Below are 18,437 nucleotides of genomic sequence, written 5' to 3'. Positions count from 1 at the left end.
TTATGAGAACATCTTTCCAACACGAACCATTGGTGTTGGGAGCAGGCATTCTGCTGATCCTTTTCCTCAGCGGTCTTGATCCCGTTGCAGACCGTCTGACCTGGCTGCTGGAAACAGTGCCGGTAATGATCGGGCTGGTGCTGCTGACGATTACCTGGCAACGTTTTCCCCTCACGCCCCTGCTCTATCGTCTGCTTGCTCTGCACGCCGTCATTCTCATGATCGGTGGTTACTACACCTACGCAGAGGTTCCGCTTTTCAACACGCTGCGCGACAGCCTCGATCTCTCCCGCAACCACTATGATCGCATCGGCCACTTTGCACAGGGTTTTATTCCTGCCATCCTGGCCAGAGAGATCCTGCTGCGCCGCTCGTCGTTACAAGCAGGCCGTTGGCTCGCCTTCATAGTGATCAGTATCTGCCTCGCCTTCAGTGCATTCTATGAACTGATCGAATGGTGGGTGGCGTTGGCAAGCGGTGAGGCGGCGGAAGCCTTCCTCGGCACCCAGGGCGATCCCTGGGATACCCAGACAGATATGTTTCTGGCACTGATCGGCGCTATCATGGCGCTGCTGCTGTTGCAGCGGGTCCACGACCGGTCGCTGGCAAATCTGCTCAGCGTTAACAGGCAGTAGAATGGAGGTATCCTAATTGGCCACCTACGCCATTGGCGACATACAGGGTTGTTACGATGAACTGCAGCGCCTGCTGGAGTTCATCGAATTCAATCCATCCAAGGACAAACTCTGGCTGGCGGGAGACATCGTCAATCGCGGCCCAAAATCCCTGGAGGTGATGCGGTTCGTCAAATCCCTCGGCAAACGGGCCATCACAGTGCTGGGCAACCACGACCTGCACCTGCTGGCACTCTCCCAGGGTAATCGACGTCACTCCAAACACGGCACCCTCGACAAGATTCTGCAGGCTCCCGACAGCGATGAACTGCTTCACTGGCTGCGGCACCGGCCGGTGATGCACCATAGCCGCAAGCAGAACTTCAGCATGGTCCACGCCGGTCTGCCACCACAGTGGGACATCCCCACGGCCCTGGCCCTGGCCAGAGAGTTGGAAGCAGTAATACAGGGTCCTGGTTTCCGCAGATTCTGCCGGCAGATGTACGGCAATGAACCAGACCTCTGGTCCAATAAGCTGACCGGCATGGCGCGGCACCGTTTCATCACCAACAGCTTCACCCGTTTGCGCTTCTGCACCCCCGGCGGCAGACTCGCCCTGCAGGAGAAGGGTTCTCCCGATTCCCAGCATGGCAAGCTTTTGCCCTGGTATGAGCTGCCGAAGCGGGCAAGCCGAAACGACCGCATCCTTTTTGGCCACTGGTCGACACTGGGCTACCATGAGGCGCACCAGATCTGGTCTCTGGACACCGGCTGCCTCTGGGGTGGAGCACTGACCGCACTGCGCCTGCGCAAAAAGAAAAAGCCCAAACCTATCCACCTGCCATGCCCAGGCGCACTAAAACCCGGCAAAAACTGAGCAGTGCCGCAATGGCTGCCTATCCATGACACCCTGTTTGAAACACCTCGGGAGAAACCACCATGAAAGCCCACGAAATCGACTACAAAATCATCGGCCACGACATGCAGCTGGTGGAGATTGAACTCGACCCCGAAGAGACAGTCATTGCAGAGGCCGGCTCCATGACCTACATGGAGCAGCAGATCAGCTTCGAAACCAAGATGGGGGACGGCTCTGATCCGGATCAGGGCATCTTCGGCAAGATGTTCAGTGCGGGCAAGCGCATGATTACCGGCGAGTCCGTCTTTACCACCCATTTCACCAACAGCGGCAGCTCAGGCAAACAGCGCGTCGCTTTTTCAGCACCCTATCCCGGCACCGTCATGCCGCTTGATCTGTCCCAACTTGGGGGACGTATTATCTGTCAAAAAGATGCTTTTCTCTGCGCCGCATTGGGCACAAAACTGGGGATCGCCTTCAACAAGAAACTGGGCACCGGACTGTTCGGCGGCGAAGGTTTCATCCTGCAGAAACTGGAGGGAGACGGCCTTGCCTTCATCCAGGCCGGCGGCACGGTTGTGGAAAAGCAGCTCAACGGCGAAACCCTGCGTATCGACACCGGTTGCCTGGTAGGCTTCACTGATGGCATTGACTACAGCATTGAGATGTCCGGTGGACTCAAGTCGATGGTCTTTGGCGGGGAAGGGATATTTCTTGCCACCCTCACCGGCACCGGCACTGTCTGGATCCAAAGCCTGCCATTCTCCCGCATGGCAGACCGGATCCTGGAACACGCCCCACAAGGTGGCGGCAAGAACCAGGGTGAGGATTGATTAATTCATATCACCCTCCACGTCCGTATGCACCAAGGTAATATAGAGGAGACAGCTTCTCACCCGTAATCCCATCTTGCATTCAATCAATGACTCCATGACCCGAACCGGTGATCCGACCAGCATGGGAAAGGGGGGATCAGGACAGGTCCCATATGATGAGCTTGACCCATATCTCAGGCACAACAACCCGGCATTCTGTCGCACATATAGAGCCCATCCTGAGAAGCTCGCTTGAGGCTTTAAGGAATCTGCTACGATTACACAGGTACGGGAATTGCGATAATACCCTTAAAGGGTCTAACGCTGTTGTCGCTATAGTCAATAGGCGACACAGAGCAATAAAAGGCATCGTTAGTCCAGATGAAATCAGATAGCATGAATTCCAGCAACAACGCAATCCGACACCTTCCATTGAATACGGCGCCACTCAAGGCCCTGCTGCAAACGTGGCGCGCTGAATATCCACATTCAGGCATACTCGCCCTATTGCCGGAGAGCGAAAAAGATAATCTGCACCTACTCCAGAGCTGTTGCGGTGATCGGGGCATTCCCCTCGCAGGCGCTATTTTTCCTGCCCTGTTGATCGGTGACGAATTTCTCCAGGAGGGGGTATTACTGTTTCGCTTCGATGAGTGGGTACCCAGTTTTCTGATCCCCGAGATCAATGACGGCCAATCCCCGCCAGAGGAAAAAATCTCCCAAGCGCTCATTCCGACAATCGAGGATGAAGGTCCCGACACGACCAAACCGTCGCTATATATGATATTCGACGGTTTACTGCCGAATATCGCCAGCATTCTCGACGGACTCTACCTACAGCTATCTGATCGGGTGAGTTATGCCGGCGTCAACGCGGGAAGTGAGACTTTCCAACCCATGCCCTGCCTGTTCGACGAAAGCCGCGTTGTCGGCAACGGTGTTCTGTGTCTGCTTATTCCGGCTCACAATGCAACCGTGCTCGAACACGGTTACACGGCTCCCAAGCATGCCATGAGTGCAACCTCCACCAATGGAAACCAGATTCTCAGCATCGACTGGCGTCCGGCATTCGAAGTTTATCAGGAGATCATCAAGCAGGAGTACGGGATTGCCTTGACCCAAGAGAACTTCTATCACTATGCGGTGCATTTTCCCTTCGGCATCCCCCGAGCCAACGAGGATCTGGTAGTACGGATTCCGGTGGCCCTGAATGAAGACGGCTCCCTGTTCTGCGTCGGCGAAGTGCCGGAGAACGCCATGCTGGTTCTGTTGCGGGCGCCAGAAGCCGGTGAAGGAGACTGCATCAACCATCTTGCAGCCGGCCTGCAGTCAAACAACGGCTCCATGCGGGGCCGCAGTATACTGACCTTCTACTGTGCCGGTCGCCGTATGCACTTGGGCGAAAAATCGCTCCAGGAACTCACGAATCTCCTGAAGGAGACAGGTGCAGCACATCTTGCAGGCGCACTTTCCCTGGGCGAAATCGGCAGCACCGGCGAGTGGGACTATCCAATGTTCCATAACGCCACCCTGGTCTGTACCCCCTGGGGAACGAACTGATGGAGCGAGAGTACATCCTCTCGATCCTCTACGATCTAACCCTGACAATCGGGGGAGAGACTCAGCTTGGCACCCTGTTCAGGAAGGTCTTGCAACGCCTGCTCTACCACACCGCATTTCCAGCCGGCCTGGTATTGACTGACAACAAAACCGAGGGCGCAACCACATACGCTCGTATCGCCACAGTTATTGGCGACCACCTGCTGGAACAACGAAGGGGACAGATACTCGAACTGACCGCGACTCTGACCAGCAATTCAATCGAACTGCTCAACGTTGCAGCCTTGCCTGCCGACCTGAACATCAATGAAAAATACCACTACTGCCTGAAGCTCCCGATCGATGACACCAGTCTTATCCTGCTACTATCTTCACACAAGCCCACCAGCAAGCTGCCACTGACCCAGATCTTCAAGCCTGTACTGGCCAACCTCTCCAAGTCCATTCTGTTGTGTCGCAACAGTGAACAGCTCACCCACACCCTGGAGTCCGATCGCGATCAGGCGCGGTCAGACCTGGCCGTCGCGCTGGAAAGATCCGAACACGAGCGAACTCTCCTGCAGGCCAGTGAGCAACGCTTCGAATTGGCTATGCGTGCCGCCAACGATGGCCTGTGGGACTGGAATCTACAGACCAATGCGGTTTATTACTCACCGCGATGGAAATCCATGCTCGGGTACGAAGATCACGAACTGGATAATGCGTTCAGTACCTGGGAACAGTTGGTTAATGCGGATGATAAAAAAAAGACCCAGGGCCTGATCGAGGATTGTATTGCAGGTAAATCCGATGGCTTTGTAACCGAGTTCCGTATGCGTCACAAAGAGGGCCATTGGGTATTTATCCTCTCTCAGGCAGTCATGGTACGTGATGACAGAGGCCAGCCGGTACGCATGGCCGGCACCCATGTGGATATCTCCGAACGCAAGGCGGCTGAACGCGCCATAATGGAGAAGGAGAAGGCTGAAGCTACAGCACAGGCCAGGAGCCAGTTCCTGGCCAACATGAGCCACGAGATCCGCACGCCGCTGAATGGGGTGTTGGGTCTGGCGAAGATGGGGGAACGCGAAAACTCGCTGCAACAGTCACATGAACTCTTTCAGCGGATTGGCACTTCCGGGCAGCACCTGTTGAATGTAGTCAACGACATTCTCGATTTCTCCAAGATCGACGCGGGAAAGTTGGTGGTGGAAAATCAGCCCTTCATGCTGACGACCTCGGTGAACAATACAGCGAATATTATTAGAGGCCAGGCGGAAGAGAAACACCTGCTGTTTCATATGGACGTGGCAGATAATTTGCCGCCCTGGGTAAAAGGTGATGCATTGCGACTGGAACAAATCCTGGTCAATATGCTCTCAAATGCAGTGAAGTTCACGGAACAGGGTGAGGTCAATCTGCAAGTACTGGCACAGGAAAACAACTTGCTGTTCCGGGTAAGCGATACCGGTATAGGCATGTCGGAAAACCAATTGGCTCAGTTATTTAAACCCTTTGAACAGGCGGACAGCTCCACCACCCGCCGTTTTGGCGGAACCGGGCTGGGACTGGCCATCAGCATCAATCTGGCGAAGATTATGGGCGGAGATATACAGGCGACCAGCCGGGTGGGCGAAGGAAGTGAATTTATCCTGACCATGCCTTTAGTTCCAGCAGACCAGGTAGACGAGTCAAATGCACCTGTCACGCCAAACACCGGGGGTCGCCTGCAGGGAGTACGCCTTTTAGCGGCGGAGGATGTCGACATCAACCGCCTTATTTTGGAAGACATGCTGATGGAAGAGGGCGCCAAGGTGATCTTTGCCGAGAATGGCCAGCAAGCCCTGGAACAGTTGCAAGAACAAGGGGTGTCCAGCTTCGATCTGGTGTTGATGGATGTACAGATGCCTGTAATGGATGGTTACGAGGCGACTCGCCGGATCCAGGAGATGGCCTCTGGGCTGCCGGTGATTGGACTAACAGCCCATGCCCTTGAAAAGGAACGGGAGAGGTGTTTTGCCGCCGGCATGGCGGATCATGTAACCAAGCCAATCGATCCGGAGCGCCTCATAGCTACAATACAGCGCCATATTACGAGGCTCTCATACGCCCCTTAAGTGCTTGAGTGTGGGGATGACAATTTTGAGAATGGTCCAGCAGCATCTTCCTGAGCAGGCTATAGCTATTTTTCACGTTCGAGGGTAATAAAACTATAGGCGAAGCGGTTTTTTTCGTCAGCGGAATAATCCTCCCTCCCGACTTCCCGCCATTCTGACAGATCAAATTCTGGAAACCAGGCATCACCCTCCACCTGCGTATGCACCAAGGTGAGATAGAGCCGGTCCGCCCGCGGCAACATCTGAGCATAAAAGGCGCCGCCGCCGACAATCATAATCTCCCGTGCATCCCCCGCAGCTGCGACGGCCTCATCGATGGAGTGAACCACCAGGGCACCCTCCGCCCGATAGTTCCGATTGCCGGTGACCACGATATGTTGCCGCTTCGGCAGCAGTCCCGGCAGGGACTCCCAGGTCTTGCGCCCCATCACGATGGGCTTGCCCAGTGTGAGCCGCTTGAAGTGCTGTAGATCTGCGGAGAGATGCCAGGGCAGCTGGTTATTGCGCCCGATCACCCGGTTCTCCGCCATCGCCCAGATCAGGGAGATGGTAGGGCCATCTCCACTCATATCGCAACCTGCGCCTTGATGTGCGGGTGCGGATCGTACTCGACCAGCTCGAAGTCTTCGAAGCGAAACCCGAATATATCCTTCACCACCGGGTTGATGCGCATGCGGGGAAGATTGCGCGGCTCGCGGCTCAACTGCAGGTCCGTCTGCTCAAGATGGTTGGAGTAGAGATGGGCATCGCCGAAAGTATGCACAAAATCCCCCGGCTGCAGCTCTGTCACCTGGGCCATCATCATGGTCAGCAGGGCATAGGAGGCAATATTAAACGGCACGCCGAGAAAGATGTCCGCACTGCGCTGGTAGAGCTGGCAGGAGAGCCTGCCATCCGCCACGTAGAACTGGAACAGGCAGTGGCAGGGGGGCAATGCCATCTCGTCCACATCCGCCGGGTTCCAGGCGGTCACCATGAGGCGGCGGGAGTCCGGATTTCTGCGAATCTGCTCCACCAGTTGGCTGATCTGGTCGATACTGCGCCCACCCGGTGCAGGCCATGAACGCCACTGGTAGCCATAAACAGGACCCAGGTCGCCATTCCCGTCCGCCCATTCATCCCAGATGCGCACCCCATTCTCTTTCAGATAGCGGATATTGGTATCGCCCTGCAAAAACCAGAGCAGTTCGTGAATGATGGAGCGCAAATGCAGTTTTTTTGTCGTCAGCGCGGGAAAACCCTCCGACAGATCGAAGCGCATCTGATAACCGAAGACACTCTGTGTCCCGGTGCCGGTTCGGTCCCCTTTGAACGCGCCGGTATCCCGCACATGCCGCATCAGGTCAAGATACTGTTTCATGACGCCCCTCATCCATTGCTGATCTGTTTCTATAAGCCAGGATCAGCAGCAGAATACCGAACAGAATCATCGGAAGGCTCAGCAACTGCCCCATCGTCACCCAGTCGAATGCCAGGTAGCCGAGATGGGCATCAGGCATACGCACGAACTCCACCCCAAAGCGGAAGACACCGTAACAGAGAAGGAAGAGCCCCGAAACCGCCATACGCGGTCTGCCTCGGGCGGAAAAAAGCCATAACACCAGAAAGAGCACCACCCCTTCCAGCAGCACCTCATAGAGTTGATTCGGGTGCACCGGCAGTGAGTGGATGCCATCAACGGCAACCCCGGCCCGACTGCAGAGATCACCCGCCTCTACGCAGGGCACCTGCATGCCCCAAGGCAAGCGGGTCACTCCCCCCCAAAGCTCACCGTTGATAAAGTTACCCACACGTCCTGCACCAAGACCAATCGGTATCAGCGGGGCAATAAAGTCCGTGGCCTCAAAAAAGGTTCGCCCATACTTGCGGCCAAAGAGCCACATGGCCATCAACACCCCTAACAGACCGCCATGAAAAGACATTCCCCCTTCCCAAACTTTTAACAGGGTCACAGGATCTTCAATAAAACGGGGGAAACCGTAGAAAAGTGTGTACCCGAGCCTACCGCCCAGCACCACGCCTACTACTATATAGAAAACCAGGTCATCGATTTGCGTGGCCGTCCAGCCGCTACCCGGTTTTTTTGCGCGCACGCGGCCAAGCCACCAGCCGCACCAGAATCCAACCAGGTACATCACACCGTACCAGTGAATTTTGAGCGGTCCCAGTGCAATCAGAACAGGATCGATATCAGGATATGTCAACATTTGTGGATATAACCTCAGGAATAGAATTCATGAACTTTGCCGGAACTAATCGATTTAGCTATCGTCTACCCATAATGATGGTAAAATTATGTGACGTGGTTCCCATTTTTCAGGTTTTCTGGAATGAGATTCACAAAAAATGTGACGGCTTTTCGCAAAGTGTCAAGATTTTGATTCCCCGGCCGTTAAGTAAGTCAGACGATGCAGTACTCCACTTCATCCGAGACCAGGAAGGGATATGACTTACGCACATGCACAACACTTTGAGACTTATATACCAAGAAATATGGAAACACTAGGTTCAAGATTAAGAAGAAAGCGCCGTGAGCGCGGCTGGACCCAGGAAGAACTCGCCTTACGGGCAGGCACTAACCAAGCCGTGATCCAAAAGATTGAAAACGGCAAGAGCCTGCGGCCACGCAAGATCGACGAAATTGCTCAGGTACTGGACGTCAATCCAGCCTGGCTGATGTTCGGCGAGAAATCAGGCCCATCGCTCGACGACGATGCCGTAGAAATCGCAAAAGCCTGGCAGCGGCTTCCTGAACCCATCCGCACGCGGATCAAGCGTAACATTTTTGAGCAGGCGCTGCTCCACTCGTCCAAGAAATAGGGCTAGGTTATCGGGGCGCTTGTGCGCCCCGGCCCGTATTCAAAAGACCGGCAGCACTCTCAGAAAGTAACTCTTCAGGTAGGCTGTCTCCGGAATCGCCGGATGGATGGGGTGGTCCATTCCTTGCTGGCCGCTTTCCAGCAACTGCAAGCTGCGTTCCAGGTGGCGCGCACCCTGCTGTATTCTGCTCAACAGCTTTTCTCCTGACATATGATGCGAGCAGGAGGAGCTGACGAGTACGCCATCCCGCTCCAACACCTGCATGCCAGCCTGATTGAGGCGCCGGTAAGCCAGTTCACCCTCTTTCTGATCCTTGCGACGCTTGATGAATGCGGGCGGATCCAGCAGCACAACATCGAAACGCTCCCTTGCCTGTCGCAGGGCCTTCAACACAGCGAACGCCTCCCCCTGATGGACCTGAATCCGGTCTGCCACGCCATTGCGTTCAGCATTTTGCCCAACCTGCTCCAGTGCAGGCGCCGACAAATCGACACAATGCACTTCCCTGGCGCCATTCCTGGCTGCAGCAACCCCCCAGCTTCCTGTATAGCTACAGACGTCGAGCACCCTTTTGCCGGAAATATATTTAAGCATCCGGCGGCGATTCTCCCGCTGATCGTAAAACCAGCCGGTTTTTTGCCCTTTTTTCAAAGAGATCTGAAACTCTGTGCCGTTCTCCTCCAGAGTCAGCCATTCAGGCACGTCGCCAACCACTGTTTCGATAGTACTTTCCAGACCTTCCACTCCCCTGGTCGAGGTGTCGTTGCGTAACAGCACACCTGCCGGTCTCAGTACTTTCTCCACGGAAGCGACGATCTCGCTCTTGATACGCTCCATACCCGCAGTGGTGATCTGGATCACAACCTGATCGCCATATCTATCCACGATCAGGCCGGGCAGGCCGTCACTCTCACCAAAAACGAGCCGATAGAAGGGAGTGGAGTAGAGCCGTTCACGCAGTCCCAATGCAACTTTCAGACGATGCACCAATAACGACTGGCTCAATGGATGCTCGCGGTCGCGGCTGACGAGCCTTGCACAAATAAGTGAGTGAGCATTTACATACCCGGTGCCCAACCATTTCCCCCGGTGACTGATAATCTCCACCGGCTGGCCCGGCTCAAAATCAGTTAAAGGCGTTGCACTGATATCGACCTCATTGCTGAACACCCAGCAGTGACCAGAGTGCAGGCGGCGCTCACGGTCCTTCTTCAATTTCAGCGGGGCTGGTTTCATGGAATATCTCTTGATGATTGGCCACTTGAGGGGTCAGAGTCAAACCGCATAAAAGTGGGTGGTTAAAACGACCAGTTCAGGCGGTTTGACTCCGACCCCTGAAATAAACAGTAGGCCGGTTCAAGCATAGCGGAACCGGCAATCGCCTGTGCTGTAATGCCCGATCCGCTACGCTTGACCGGGCTTACGCTTACGTTTTAAGTTTCCAGCGCGCCTCGGCTTCATCATCGCTATGACGGGCATCCACCCAGCGACTGCCTTCCGGCGTTGACTCTTTTTTCCAGAATGGGGCACGGGTCTTGAGGAAGTCGATGATGAACTCACAGGCTTGAAACGCCTCTCCCCGATGCGTACTGGCCACAGCCACCAGCACGATAGGATCTGTGGGTTTCATCTCTCCAACCCGATGAACCACCCGACTGCCCAGCAGATCCCAGCGCTGATTCGCCTCATCGACAATCGTTTGCAGCGACTTCTCCGTCATACCCGGATAGTGTTCCAGGGTCATGGTGGAGACCGTTTCGCCTTCGTTGATATCGCGCATCAGGCCGATAAAGCTCACAACACCGCCGATAGCCGGGTTCCCGGCTCGCAGGATGTCGACCTCGATGTTGGGGTCGAAGGGTTCGGACTGGATTCGGATTTCGTTCATGGGCAACATTGACTCAATAGTTCAAAAAACTGTCATTTCGACCATAGGGAGAAATCTCGAGCTACGTAGCACACTGGTTGCAAACCCAACAGGGATCTCTCCCTGCGGTCGAGATGACAACTCCATGAAGAACCATTTCTCATCCTCCGGTCACGGGAGGAAAGAAGGCGACTTCATCACCATCCTGGACTGGCGTATCGGTACCCGTCATCTCCTGATTGAGCGCCATCATCACCGTTTGATCGGCTGCAAAAACATCGGCCCAGATACCGCCCCGCTCTCGAAGGCGCATCAAAACCGCCTCCAGGTCCGCAAGGCCCTCTGCCTCCATCTCCAGGGACGCTTCATCGAGCCGCTCCCGCAAACTGGCGAAAAAGAGCACCTTGATCATGACATCAGCTCATGAAAAGAGAGAAACTGCACCGGATCACCTTTTTTCAACAACTCCAGCTCCGGGATGATCGCCAGCCCGTTGGCCCATGCCACCGAGCTCAAAACCCCTGATGAACGGCTTGGATAGAGCGTGACCACCGCTTCGCCGGATTCGTTGAGTTCCATCCGTGCGCGGGCATATTCACGACGCTTGTCAGGCTTGTTCCAGTCGAAACCCGCCTTGGCGGTCATAGGCATGGGGATTGCACCGTCCATCACGCCCTGGGAGCGCAGGATATAGGGACGCGCAAACACATTGAAGGTCACAAACAGGGAGACCGGGTTGCCGGGTGTTCCGATGAAGGGCGTCTCGCCTATATGTCCAAATGCCAGCGGTTTGCCGGGACGTATCGCGATCTTCCACAGGTCCAACGACCCGAGTTTCTCCACGGCAGGTTTGACGTGATCCTCTTCACCGACGGAGACACCACCTGAGGCGACCACCAGGTCGGCTTGTTCTGCAGCGCGTGCCAAGGCATCACAGGTTGCCTCGAAGGTATCCTCGATGATGCCAAGTTGAATCACCTCGCAGCCCAGCGCCGCCAGCATGCCACCCAGGGTATACTGGTTGGAGTTGTAGATCTGACCGGGACCCAACTCTCTGCCGGGCATCACAAGTTCATCACCGCTGGAGAAGACCGCAACCTTGAGCCGACGAAAGACGGTCAGATCTGCCACTCCGACTGCGGCCGCAAGACCCAGATGCTGTGGACCCAGACGAGTACCGGCGGAGAGGATCTCCTCTCCCTCTTTGATGTCCTCTCCGGCAAGACGAATGTTGGCGCCTGCATTGGGAGCATCGTTGACGACAACGTCATCGCCATCCTGCTCGCAAACCTCTTGAATCACCACCGCATCGGCACCTGACGGCACCGGTGCGCCGGTAAAGATACGCGCCGCAGTACCCCGTTGCAGCGGCTCCCCGGTAGCCCCCGCCGGGATGCGCTGGGAGACCGGCAGGCGGGTGGAGTCATCCTGCAGATCAGCAGTATTAACCGCATACCCGTCCATCGCACTATTATCCCAGGGCGGTACCGTCACCAGACTGGCCACAGGTTCAGCCAACACCCGCCCCAAGGCATCCTCTGTTGCAACCTGTTCCGTTTCCGTCACGGAATGAACACGCGCCAGCAGGAAGTCGAGTGCCTCTTCGATGGGTTTCAGCGCAGGTCCGCTGTGGTGGGATCCGCAGTCACATCCACTCATGGTTCAAACTCCTTACACTTCAAGAAGACGGGGGAACATCTGGGCAAAATTACAGGGCCGCGTACGATGATCGAGTTGCGCCAGCAGGATCTTGTCCCAACCTGTACGACAGGCCCCGGTAGAGCCCGGCAGACAGAAGACCAGGCTACCGTTGGCAAGCCCGGAAATGGCCCTGGACTGAATAGCAGACGCGCCGATCTCCTCCAGAGAGATGGTGCGAAAGAGTTCACCAAACCCCTCGATCGCCTTGTCGAAGAGGGGCATCAGCGCCTCCGGGGTGCTGTCGCGGCCGGTGATGCCGGTACCGCCGGTGCTGATGACGATATGCACATCGGGGTCGGCGATCCAACGCGAGACGATGGCCCGCATCTGATAGACATCATCGGGCACGATGACTTTCTCAACCACATTGTGTCCCGCCTCGACGGCGCGATCCCGCAGGGTATCCCCCGATTTGTCGGTCTCTTCGGTGCGCGAATCCGAGACGGTCAACACCGCAATATTCAGGGGCACGAACCCGGTATCTTCAAAATGTCCACTCATGCTTTATCGGTTTCCTGTTACTGGAATGTGTAGCCGAACGCCTGCTTGAAACGCGCAGCAAACTCTTCGCGGGTAAAGATATGATTCTGGGTACCTGCCTGCTCGATCTTATAGGCCCCCATCAGCGCCGCGATCCGCGCGGTGGTCTCCCAGTCCATCCCGTTCATCAGACCATACAGCAGTCCGGCACGGTAGGCGTCACCACAGCCGGTGGGGTCATTGACCGCACTGACCGGGGCGACCGGGATATCGATACGCTGCTTCTTCGTATAGATGGATGAACCCTCGCCACCCCGGGTGACGATCAGCGCTTCCACCATCTCAGCAAGTTGCTCCGGTGTCTTGCCGGTACGCTCCTGCATCAACTGCAATTCATAGTCGTTGAAGGCGAGCCAGGTGGCCTGCTCGGCAAACCCAAGCAGATTATTGCCATCGAACATAGGCATACCTTGACCCGGATCAAAGATGAACGGTACATCCGCGTCGGCAAACTGTTCGGCGTGATCGATCATACCCTGGCGACCATCCGGAGAGACCATGCCGATGGTGCAGCCCTCGGCCTCAGTGACATCTATCTCATGGGCGTTGTTCATCGCTCCGGGATGGAATGCGGTGATCTGATTGTCATCCTTGTCTGTGGTGATATACGCCTGAGCGGTATAGGCATTCTCGATCACCTTGAGATGCTCACGGCTGATGCCGCACTCATCCATCCACTCTGCATAGGGACCGAAATCCTCACCCACGGTACCCGCCGGTTTTCCGTCTCCACCCAGCATCTTCAGATTGTAGGCGATATTCCCGGCACAACCGCCGAACTCACGGCGCATGTCAGGCACCAGAAAGGAGACATTCAGGATATGCACCTGCTCAGGCAGGATGTGATTTTTGAATTGATCATGGAAGACCATGATGGTGTCGTAGGCGAAAGAGCCACAGATCAGTGCAGACATAGGGTATTCCTGATTTTTGTTAGCCGAACGGGGGGCGTTTGAATAGAAGGCGCTAGTTTATGCGGCGGGGTTGTCAGGGGCAAGGTTGAGAAGGTGACAGGTCACAGGTCACAGGTAACGGGTAATTGGCGGCACGGCCACCTGTAACCTGTAACCTTCAATCATCCCGCCATGCCAAATCCAGATCCCGCGCAGCCCGCACATCATCAAGCCGTCTCACCGGCAGATCATGGGGGGCAGACTTCACCTTCTCAGGATCGTTCTGCGCCTCCTGCAGTATGGCTGTCATAATATCCACGAAGCGATCCAGCTCATCCTGCGCCTCGGTCTCGGTCGGTTCGATCAACAGACACTCAGGCACCAGCAGGGGAAAGTAGGTGGTGGGCGCATGCACACCGAAATCGAGCAGCCGTTTGGCAAAGTCCATGGTATTGACACCCAGCTCCCTGGCCTGCCGCTTCAGGGTTAGGATAAACTCATGGCTGGCTCGCCGCTGTGGATAAGCGGCATCGAAACCAACGTCGGTAAGACGTTTCAGCAGATAGTTGGCGTTGAGGGTGGAGAACTCCGCCACCCGATGCATACCGTCACGGCCTAACAAACGCGCATAGATATAGGCCCGCAGCAACACGCCTGCATTGCCGGCGAAGGCAGATAGCCGTCCAATACTCTCCGGCCGGTTATCTTCGGTCAGCCAGACATAATCCGCGCCATCCTGCGCCACCATCGGTACCGGCAAATAAGGTGCCAGCCGCTCGCTTACCCCCACCGGACCGGCACCTGGGCCACCGCCGCCGTGTGGCGTGGAGAAGGTCTTGTGCAGGTTCATGTGGATGACATCGAATCCCATATCACCAGGACGCACCTTACCGAGGATGGCATTGAGGTTGGCACCATCATAATAGAGCAGCCCGCCAGCCTCATGGACCAAACCGGCGATCTCTTTGATTCGACGTTCGAACACGCCCACGGTGGAGGGATTGGTGAGCATAATGCCTGCGGTCTGCGGTCCCAAAACACCTTTCAGTGCCTCGACATCGATATCACCGTCCGCACCGGTGGGGATCTCCCGCACCTTGTAACCGCACATCACCGCCGAGGCGGGATTGGTGCCGTGGGCCGCGTCCGGCGCCAGAATCTCGTTGCGGGCGTCATCGCCCCTGGCATCGTGATAGGCGCGGATCATCGCCACCCCGGCGAACTCTCCCTGGGCGCCTGCTGCGGGAGAGAGTGAAACCGCAGACATACCGGTCGCCTCTTTGAGCATCTCCTGCAGATCGTACATGCAACCCATGAAACCCTGGCTGTGGGTCTCCGGTGCCAAAGGGTGGCGCGCAAGGAAACCGGGCAGCGAGGCAAGGCTGTTGCTGGCCCGTGGGTTGTACTTCATGGTGCAGGAGCCCAGCGGGTAGAAGTGGGTGTCGATGGAGAAGTTCTTCTGCGAAAGCTGGGTGTAGTGACGCACCACCTGCATCTCGGAGACCTCGGGCATCAGCGCTGACTGGCGGCGGCGAAATTGCTGCGGGAGCCCCTCCATGTCATCCTGTTGCAGCGGTGCCTGGGCAGTTGCACGACGGCCCGTGCGGCTCTTTTCAAAGATCAACATAGTTGTATCACCAATCAGGTTTCAGCTGGCAGGGGGTCTGGATACGTGCGTTGATCACCCGCTCCAGCTTGCTGCGATACTGCTCGATATCCTCATCGCTGCGCATCTCGGTGGCGCACACCAGAACAGCATTGCCGAGCTCGGGATAGTCGGCACTCAAATCGTAACCGCCCAATACGTTGTGGGCCGCCAGGGAACGTAGCGCATCCTTCGTCTCCAGCGGCAGGCGCAGCACACGTTCATGGAAAACCGCTCCCTTAAATACCGGACCGACGCCAGGCAGCGCACTCAAGACTTTGACCAGCTTCGAAGTGTTGGCATGGCAGGCAGCCGCAACCCGCTCCAGGCCTTCCGCACCCAACAGCGACATATGGATGGTCGCCGCGGTGACCATCAGACCCTGATTGGTGCAGATATTGGAGGTCGCCTTGGAGCGGCGGATATGCTGCTCGCGGGCCTGCAGGGTCAGGGTGTAACCCGTCTTGCCGTCGAGGTCGACCGTGCGGCCAATGATGCGTCCCGGCATCTGGCGCACCAGCTTCTGGGTGCAGGTAAGAAAGCCGAAATAGGGACCACCCGACGCCAGGGGCGCTCCCAGGGGTTGTCCTTCACCGCAGCAGATATCCGCTCCCTTTCCCCCCCACTCGCCCGGCGGCTGCAACACCGCCAAAGCCACCGGGTTGGCCACCGCGATTGCCAGCATCCTGTTGGCGTGCGCCCAGTCGGTCAGCTCATCCACCGACTCCAGCACCCCGAAGAAGTTGCACTGGGGAATGACCAAGGCCGCAAAATCCTCACCGGCGTACTGCTCAAGTACCAATGAATCTGTCTGCCCGCTTTCCATATCGAAGGGCAGTTCCACCAACGTTATGCCCTGATTGCGCACGATGGAATGAACAACGCGCCGATAGGCGGGATGCAGTGAGCGGGGTATCAGGATGCGCTTCGACTTGGACTTGCGGTTCGCCCGCACTGCCATCAACACCGCTTCTGCCAGGGCGGAGGCCCCGTCGTAGAGGGAAGTATTGGAGACATCCATGACGGTGAGTGCCGTCATCATCGACTGGAACTCATAGAGCAGTTGCAGGGTGCCTTGACTCGCCTCCGCCTGATAGGGGGTGTAGGCAGTGTAGAACTCCCCCCGGGTGGCAAGCTGCCAGACCGCAGCCGGGATATGGTGGTCGTAGGCACCGGCACCGATAAAACAGAGCGGCTGCCCATCCTGGCGAGCGCGGGCGTTCATCAGACGCCCGACCTCCATCTCCGACATCCCCTGCGGGATCTTCTCCAGCTCGCCACAACGCAAGACTGGCGGAATTTCGTCGAAAAGGGCATCGATATCCGGCGCACCAATGGTCGCCAGCATAGCCTGAATATCAGCTTCGGTATGAGGGATGAACGGCATGGATCAGGACCTGTCTTTAAGTTTCTTCGGCAACCGTGGCATCATAACCCGCCGCATCGAGCAGACCATCCAGGTCCGCCGCGTCAGAAATCTTCACCTTAAAGATCCAACCTTCACCGAAGGCGTCGTCATTGATCGTCTCTGGGGCATCATCCAGTGCTTCGTTCACCGCGATGATCTCACCACTGACCGGACTATAGATATCGGAGGCTGCCTTCACCGACTCCACCACCGCGCACTCAGACCCAGCCTCGACGTTGTCGCCCACCTCGGGCATATCCACGAAGACCAAGTCTCCCAGCAACTCCTGGGCATGGTCGGTAATGCCGATGGTGACGGTGCCGTCACCCTCGTTCTTCACCCACTCGTGGGACTTCGCATAGCGCAGTTCGCTTGGTGTATCACTCATCTCTACTTCCCCGTTCAGTTTTGGAATGTCGTACCGGATTGGAATTCTATAACGAAATGCAGGCTTTGCCATTACGCACGAATGGCGCTTTCACCACTTGCGCCGCCACTCGCTTGCCACGGATCTCCACATCACAGGTTTCGCCGATCCCGGCACTCACCCTGGCAAAGGCGATGGATCGTCCGAGGGTCGGCGCAAAACCGCCGGAGGTGATCTCGCCGATTTCTGTATCTCCGGAGAAGATCTTCAGATGGTTACGCAGTACGCCCCGGCCAGTGAGCAGCAGGCCTACAAAACGACGTTTCTCTTTATCCTCGCGCTGGGCCTCCAGCACATCACGCCCGATAAAACCGCGCTCAGCAGGCTCCCAGGCCACGGTCCAGCCCAACCCGGACTCCAGCGGCGAGACGTTCTCGTCCATGTCGGAGCCGTAGAGATTCATCCCCGCCTCGAGTCGCAGAGTATCCCTCGCACCCAAGCCGCAGGGGGCGACGCCTGCATCCGCCAAGGCCTTCCAGAAACCGGCCGCTGCGTTCTCCGGCAGCATAATCTCGAAACCATCCTCGCCGGTATAACCGGTGCGGGCGATAAACCAGCCATCACTGGGGGCTGCATTGAAGGGCTTGAGTGCCGCGACGTTTTCGCGCATCTCCTCAGGAAACAGGGGCAGTGCCTTCTCCCGCGCATTCGGCCCCTGTACAGCAATCATCGCCAAATCGCGCCGTGGCTTTATCTGCAGATCGAAGTCCTCAGCCTGCTTACTCAACCAGGCCAGGTCCTTCTCCGTGGTGCCGGCATTGACCACCATCCGATACCAGTCGTCCCGCAGAAAGTAGACGATCAGGTCATCGACCACGCCGCCTTGCTCGTTCAACATGCAGGAGTAGAGCGCCTTGCCGGAATCCTTGAGCCGCTCGACATCGTTGGCAAGCAAACGCCGCAGATAGGGACGTGCGTCCGGCCCCTCCAGATCGACCACGGTCATGTGGGAGACATCGAACATGCCGGCATCCCGGCGCACCTGATGGTGCTCCTCTTTCTGTGAACCATAGTGCAGCGGCATCTCCCAGCCACCAAAAGGGACTAGGCGGGCGCCCATCGACTTGTGAGCCCCATGGAGGCAGGTCTGTTTGTCCATCGCGATCTCCAGATCATAAACGCAAAAGGGCGGCGCTGAACTGCTGTTCTGCGCCGCCCCTCTGTCCAAAACCTGAGAGTTTGCAGCCACTGG

19 protein-coding genes are annotated in these 18,437 nt (G+C 56.7%); 6 read left to right on the top strand and 13 right to left on the bottom strand.

The features are described from left to right. Nucleotides 1-2: 2 nt before the first annotated feature. The 5 genes from HPY30_10690 (at nt 3) to HPY30_10670 (ending at nt 5,944) form a co-directional block, all read left to right on the top strand. The gene (locus tag HPY30_10690; protein QYZ66418.1) at nt 3-635 is read left to right on the top strand and encodes a DUF2238 domain-containing protein; all 633 of its coding nucleotides are present in this window, start codon (nt 3-5) and stop codon (nt 633-635) included. 16 nt (nt 636-651) lie between these two features. Further along, a complete protein-coding gene (locus HPY30_10685; GenBank protein ID QYZ66417.1) occupies nt 652-1,491 on the top strand; it encodes a symmetrical bis(5'-nucleosyl)-tetraphosphatase in 840 nt (279 codons plus the stop codon). Nucleotides 1,492-1,553: 62 nt separating this feature from the next. Then, nucleotides 1,554-2,306 (top strand): TIGR00266 family protein, encoded by a 753-nt coding sequence (locus HPY30_10680; protein QYZ66416.1) that lies wholly within the window; start codon nt 1,554-1,556, stop codon nt 2,304-2,306. Nucleotides 2,307-2,684: 378 nt separating this feature from the next. Then, nucleotides 2,685-3,848, top strand: a complete 1,164-nt coding sequence (locus tag HPY30_10675) for a histidine kinase (protein ID QYZ66415.1) — start codon at nt 2,685-2,687, stop codon at nt 3,846-3,848. Further along, nucleotides 3,848-5,944 carry a response regulator gene (locus HPY30_10670; GenBank protein ID QYZ66414.1) on the top strand — a complete coding sequence of 699 codons (2,097 nt, stop codon included), beginning with the start codon at nt 3,848-3,850 and terminating at the stop codon, nt 5,942-5,944. Before HPY30_10675 ends, HPY30_10670 begins: the two co-directional genes overlap by 1 nt. Before the next feature lie 65 nt (nt 5,945-6,009). On the opposite strand, the gene folA is transcribed toward HPY30_10670, so the two are convergent. The 3 genes from folA to HPY30_10655 are packed head-to-tail and all read right to left on the bottom strand — an operon-like array spanning nt 6,010 to nt 8,151. Further along, on the bottom strand, nt 6,010-6,513 hold the full coding sequence (gene folA, locus HPY30_10665; protein QYZ66413.1) for a type 3 dihydrofolate reductase: 504 nt from the start codon (nt 6,511-6,513) through the stop codon (nt 6,010-6,012). Continuing rightward, the gene (locus HPY30_10660; GenBank protein ID QYZ66412.1) at nt 6,510-7,304 is read right to left on the bottom strand and encodes a thymidylate synthase; all 795 of its coding nucleotides are present in this window, start codon (nt 7,302-7,304) and stop codon (nt 6,510-6,512) included. Before HPY30_10660 ends, folA begins: the two co-directional genes overlap by 4 nt. Further along, complete coding sequence (locus tag HPY30_10655; protein QYZ66411.1) at nt 7,288-8,151, bottom strand: prolipoprotein diacylglyceryl transferase; 864 nt, start codon at nt 8,149-8,151, stop codon at nt 7,288-7,290. Before HPY30_10655 ends, HPY30_10660 begins: the two co-directional genes overlap by 17 nt. Before the next feature lie 286 nt (nt 8,152-8,437). Between HPY30_10655 and HPY30_10650 the strand changes: the two genes are divergently transcribed. Then, nucleotides 8,438-8,764, top strand: a complete 327-nt coding sequence (locus HPY30_10650; GenBank protein QYZ68000.1) for a helix-turn-helix transcriptional regulator — start codon at nt 8,438-8,440, stop codon at nt 8,762-8,764. Nucleotides 8,765-8,803: 39 nt separating this feature from the next. On the opposite strand, the gene HPY30_10645 is transcribed toward HPY30_10650, so the two are convergent. From HPY30_10645 to gcvT, 10 genes are all read right to left on the bottom strand, one after another. Beyond that, nucleotides 8,804-10,000, bottom strand: a complete 1,197-nt coding sequence (locus tag HPY30_10645; protein ID QYZ66410.1) for a class I SAM-dependent rRNA methyltransferase — start codon at nt 9,998-10,000, stop codon at nt 8,804-8,806. Nucleotides 10,001-10,190: 190 nt separating this feature from the next. Then, nucleotides 10,191-10,652 (bottom strand): molybdopterin synthase catalytic subunit MoaE, encoded by a 462-nt coding sequence (gene moaE / locus HPY30_10640; protein QYZ66409.1) that lies wholly within the window; start codon nt 10,650-10,652, stop codon nt 10,191-10,193. Between the two features lie 139 nt (nt 10,653-10,791). Next, the gene (moaD, locus tag HPY30_10635; GenBank protein ID QYZ66408.1) at nt 10,792-11,043 is read right to left on the bottom strand and encodes a molybdopterin converting factor subunit 1; all 252 of its coding nucleotides are present in this window, start codon (nt 11,041-11,043) and stop codon (nt 10,792-10,794) included. Next, nucleotides 11,040-12,290, bottom strand: coding sequence for a molybdopterin molybdotransferase MoeA (locus HPY30_10630; protein QYZ66407.1), 1,251 nt, complete (start codon nt 12,288-12,290; stop codon nt 11,040-11,042). Before HPY30_10630 ends, moaD begins: the two co-directional genes overlap by 4 nt. Nucleotides 12,291-12,302: 12 nt before the next feature. Continuing rightward, the gene (gene moaB, locus HPY30_10625) at nt 12,303-12,833 is read right to left on the bottom strand and encodes a molybdenum cofactor biosynthesis protein B (GenBank protein ID QYZ66406.1); all 531 of its coding nucleotides are present in this window, start codon (nt 12,831-12,833) and stop codon (nt 12,303-12,305) included. Between the two features lie 17 nt (nt 12,834-12,850). Further along, a complete protein-coding gene (locus HPY30_10620) occupies nt 12,851-13,786 on the bottom strand; it encodes a carbohydrate kinase family protein (protein QYZ66405.1) in 936 nt (311 codons plus the stop codon). A gap of 157 nt (nt 13,787-13,943) precedes the next feature. Then, nucleotides 13,944-15,392, bottom strand: coding sequence for an aminomethyl-transferring glycine dehydrogenase subunit GcvPB (gene gcvPB / locus HPY30_10615; GenBank protein ID QYZ66404.1), 1,449 nt, complete (start codon nt 15,390-15,392; stop codon nt 13,944-13,946). A 7-nt stretch (nt 15,393-15,399) separates the two neighbouring features. After that, on the bottom strand, nt 15,400-16,797 hold the full coding sequence (gcvPA, locus tag HPY30_10610) for an aminomethyl-transferring glycine dehydrogenase subunit GcvPA (protein QYZ66403.1): 1,398 nt from the start codon (nt 16,795-16,797) through the stop codon (nt 15,400-15,402). A gap of 16 nt (nt 16,798-16,813) precedes the next feature. Beyond that, entirely contained in the window at nt 16,814-17,206 is a 393-nt protein-coding gene (gene gcvH, locus HPY30_10605) for a glycine cleavage system protein GcvH (protein ID QYZ66402.1), read from the bottom strand. A 46-nt stretch (nt 17,207-17,252) separates the two neighbouring features. Then, nucleotides 17,253-18,344 carry a glycine cleavage system aminomethyltransferase GcvT gene (gene gcvT, locus HPY30_10600; protein QYZ66401.1) on the bottom strand — a complete coding sequence of 364 codons (1,092 nt, stop codon included), beginning with the start codon at nt 18,342-18,344 and terminating at the stop codon, nt 17,253-17,255. Nucleotides 18,345-18,437 lie beyond the last annotated feature (93 nt).

The organism is Gammaproteobacteria bacterium (ex Lamellibrachia satsuma), from assembly GCA_019623805.1.
GTDB lineage: Bacteria > Pseudomonadota > Gammaproteobacteria > Chromatiales > Chromatiaceae > QGON01.
The sequence above is the reverse complement of the archived record's forward strand: the minus strand, read 5'-3'. Positions and strand labels throughout refer to the sequence as shown.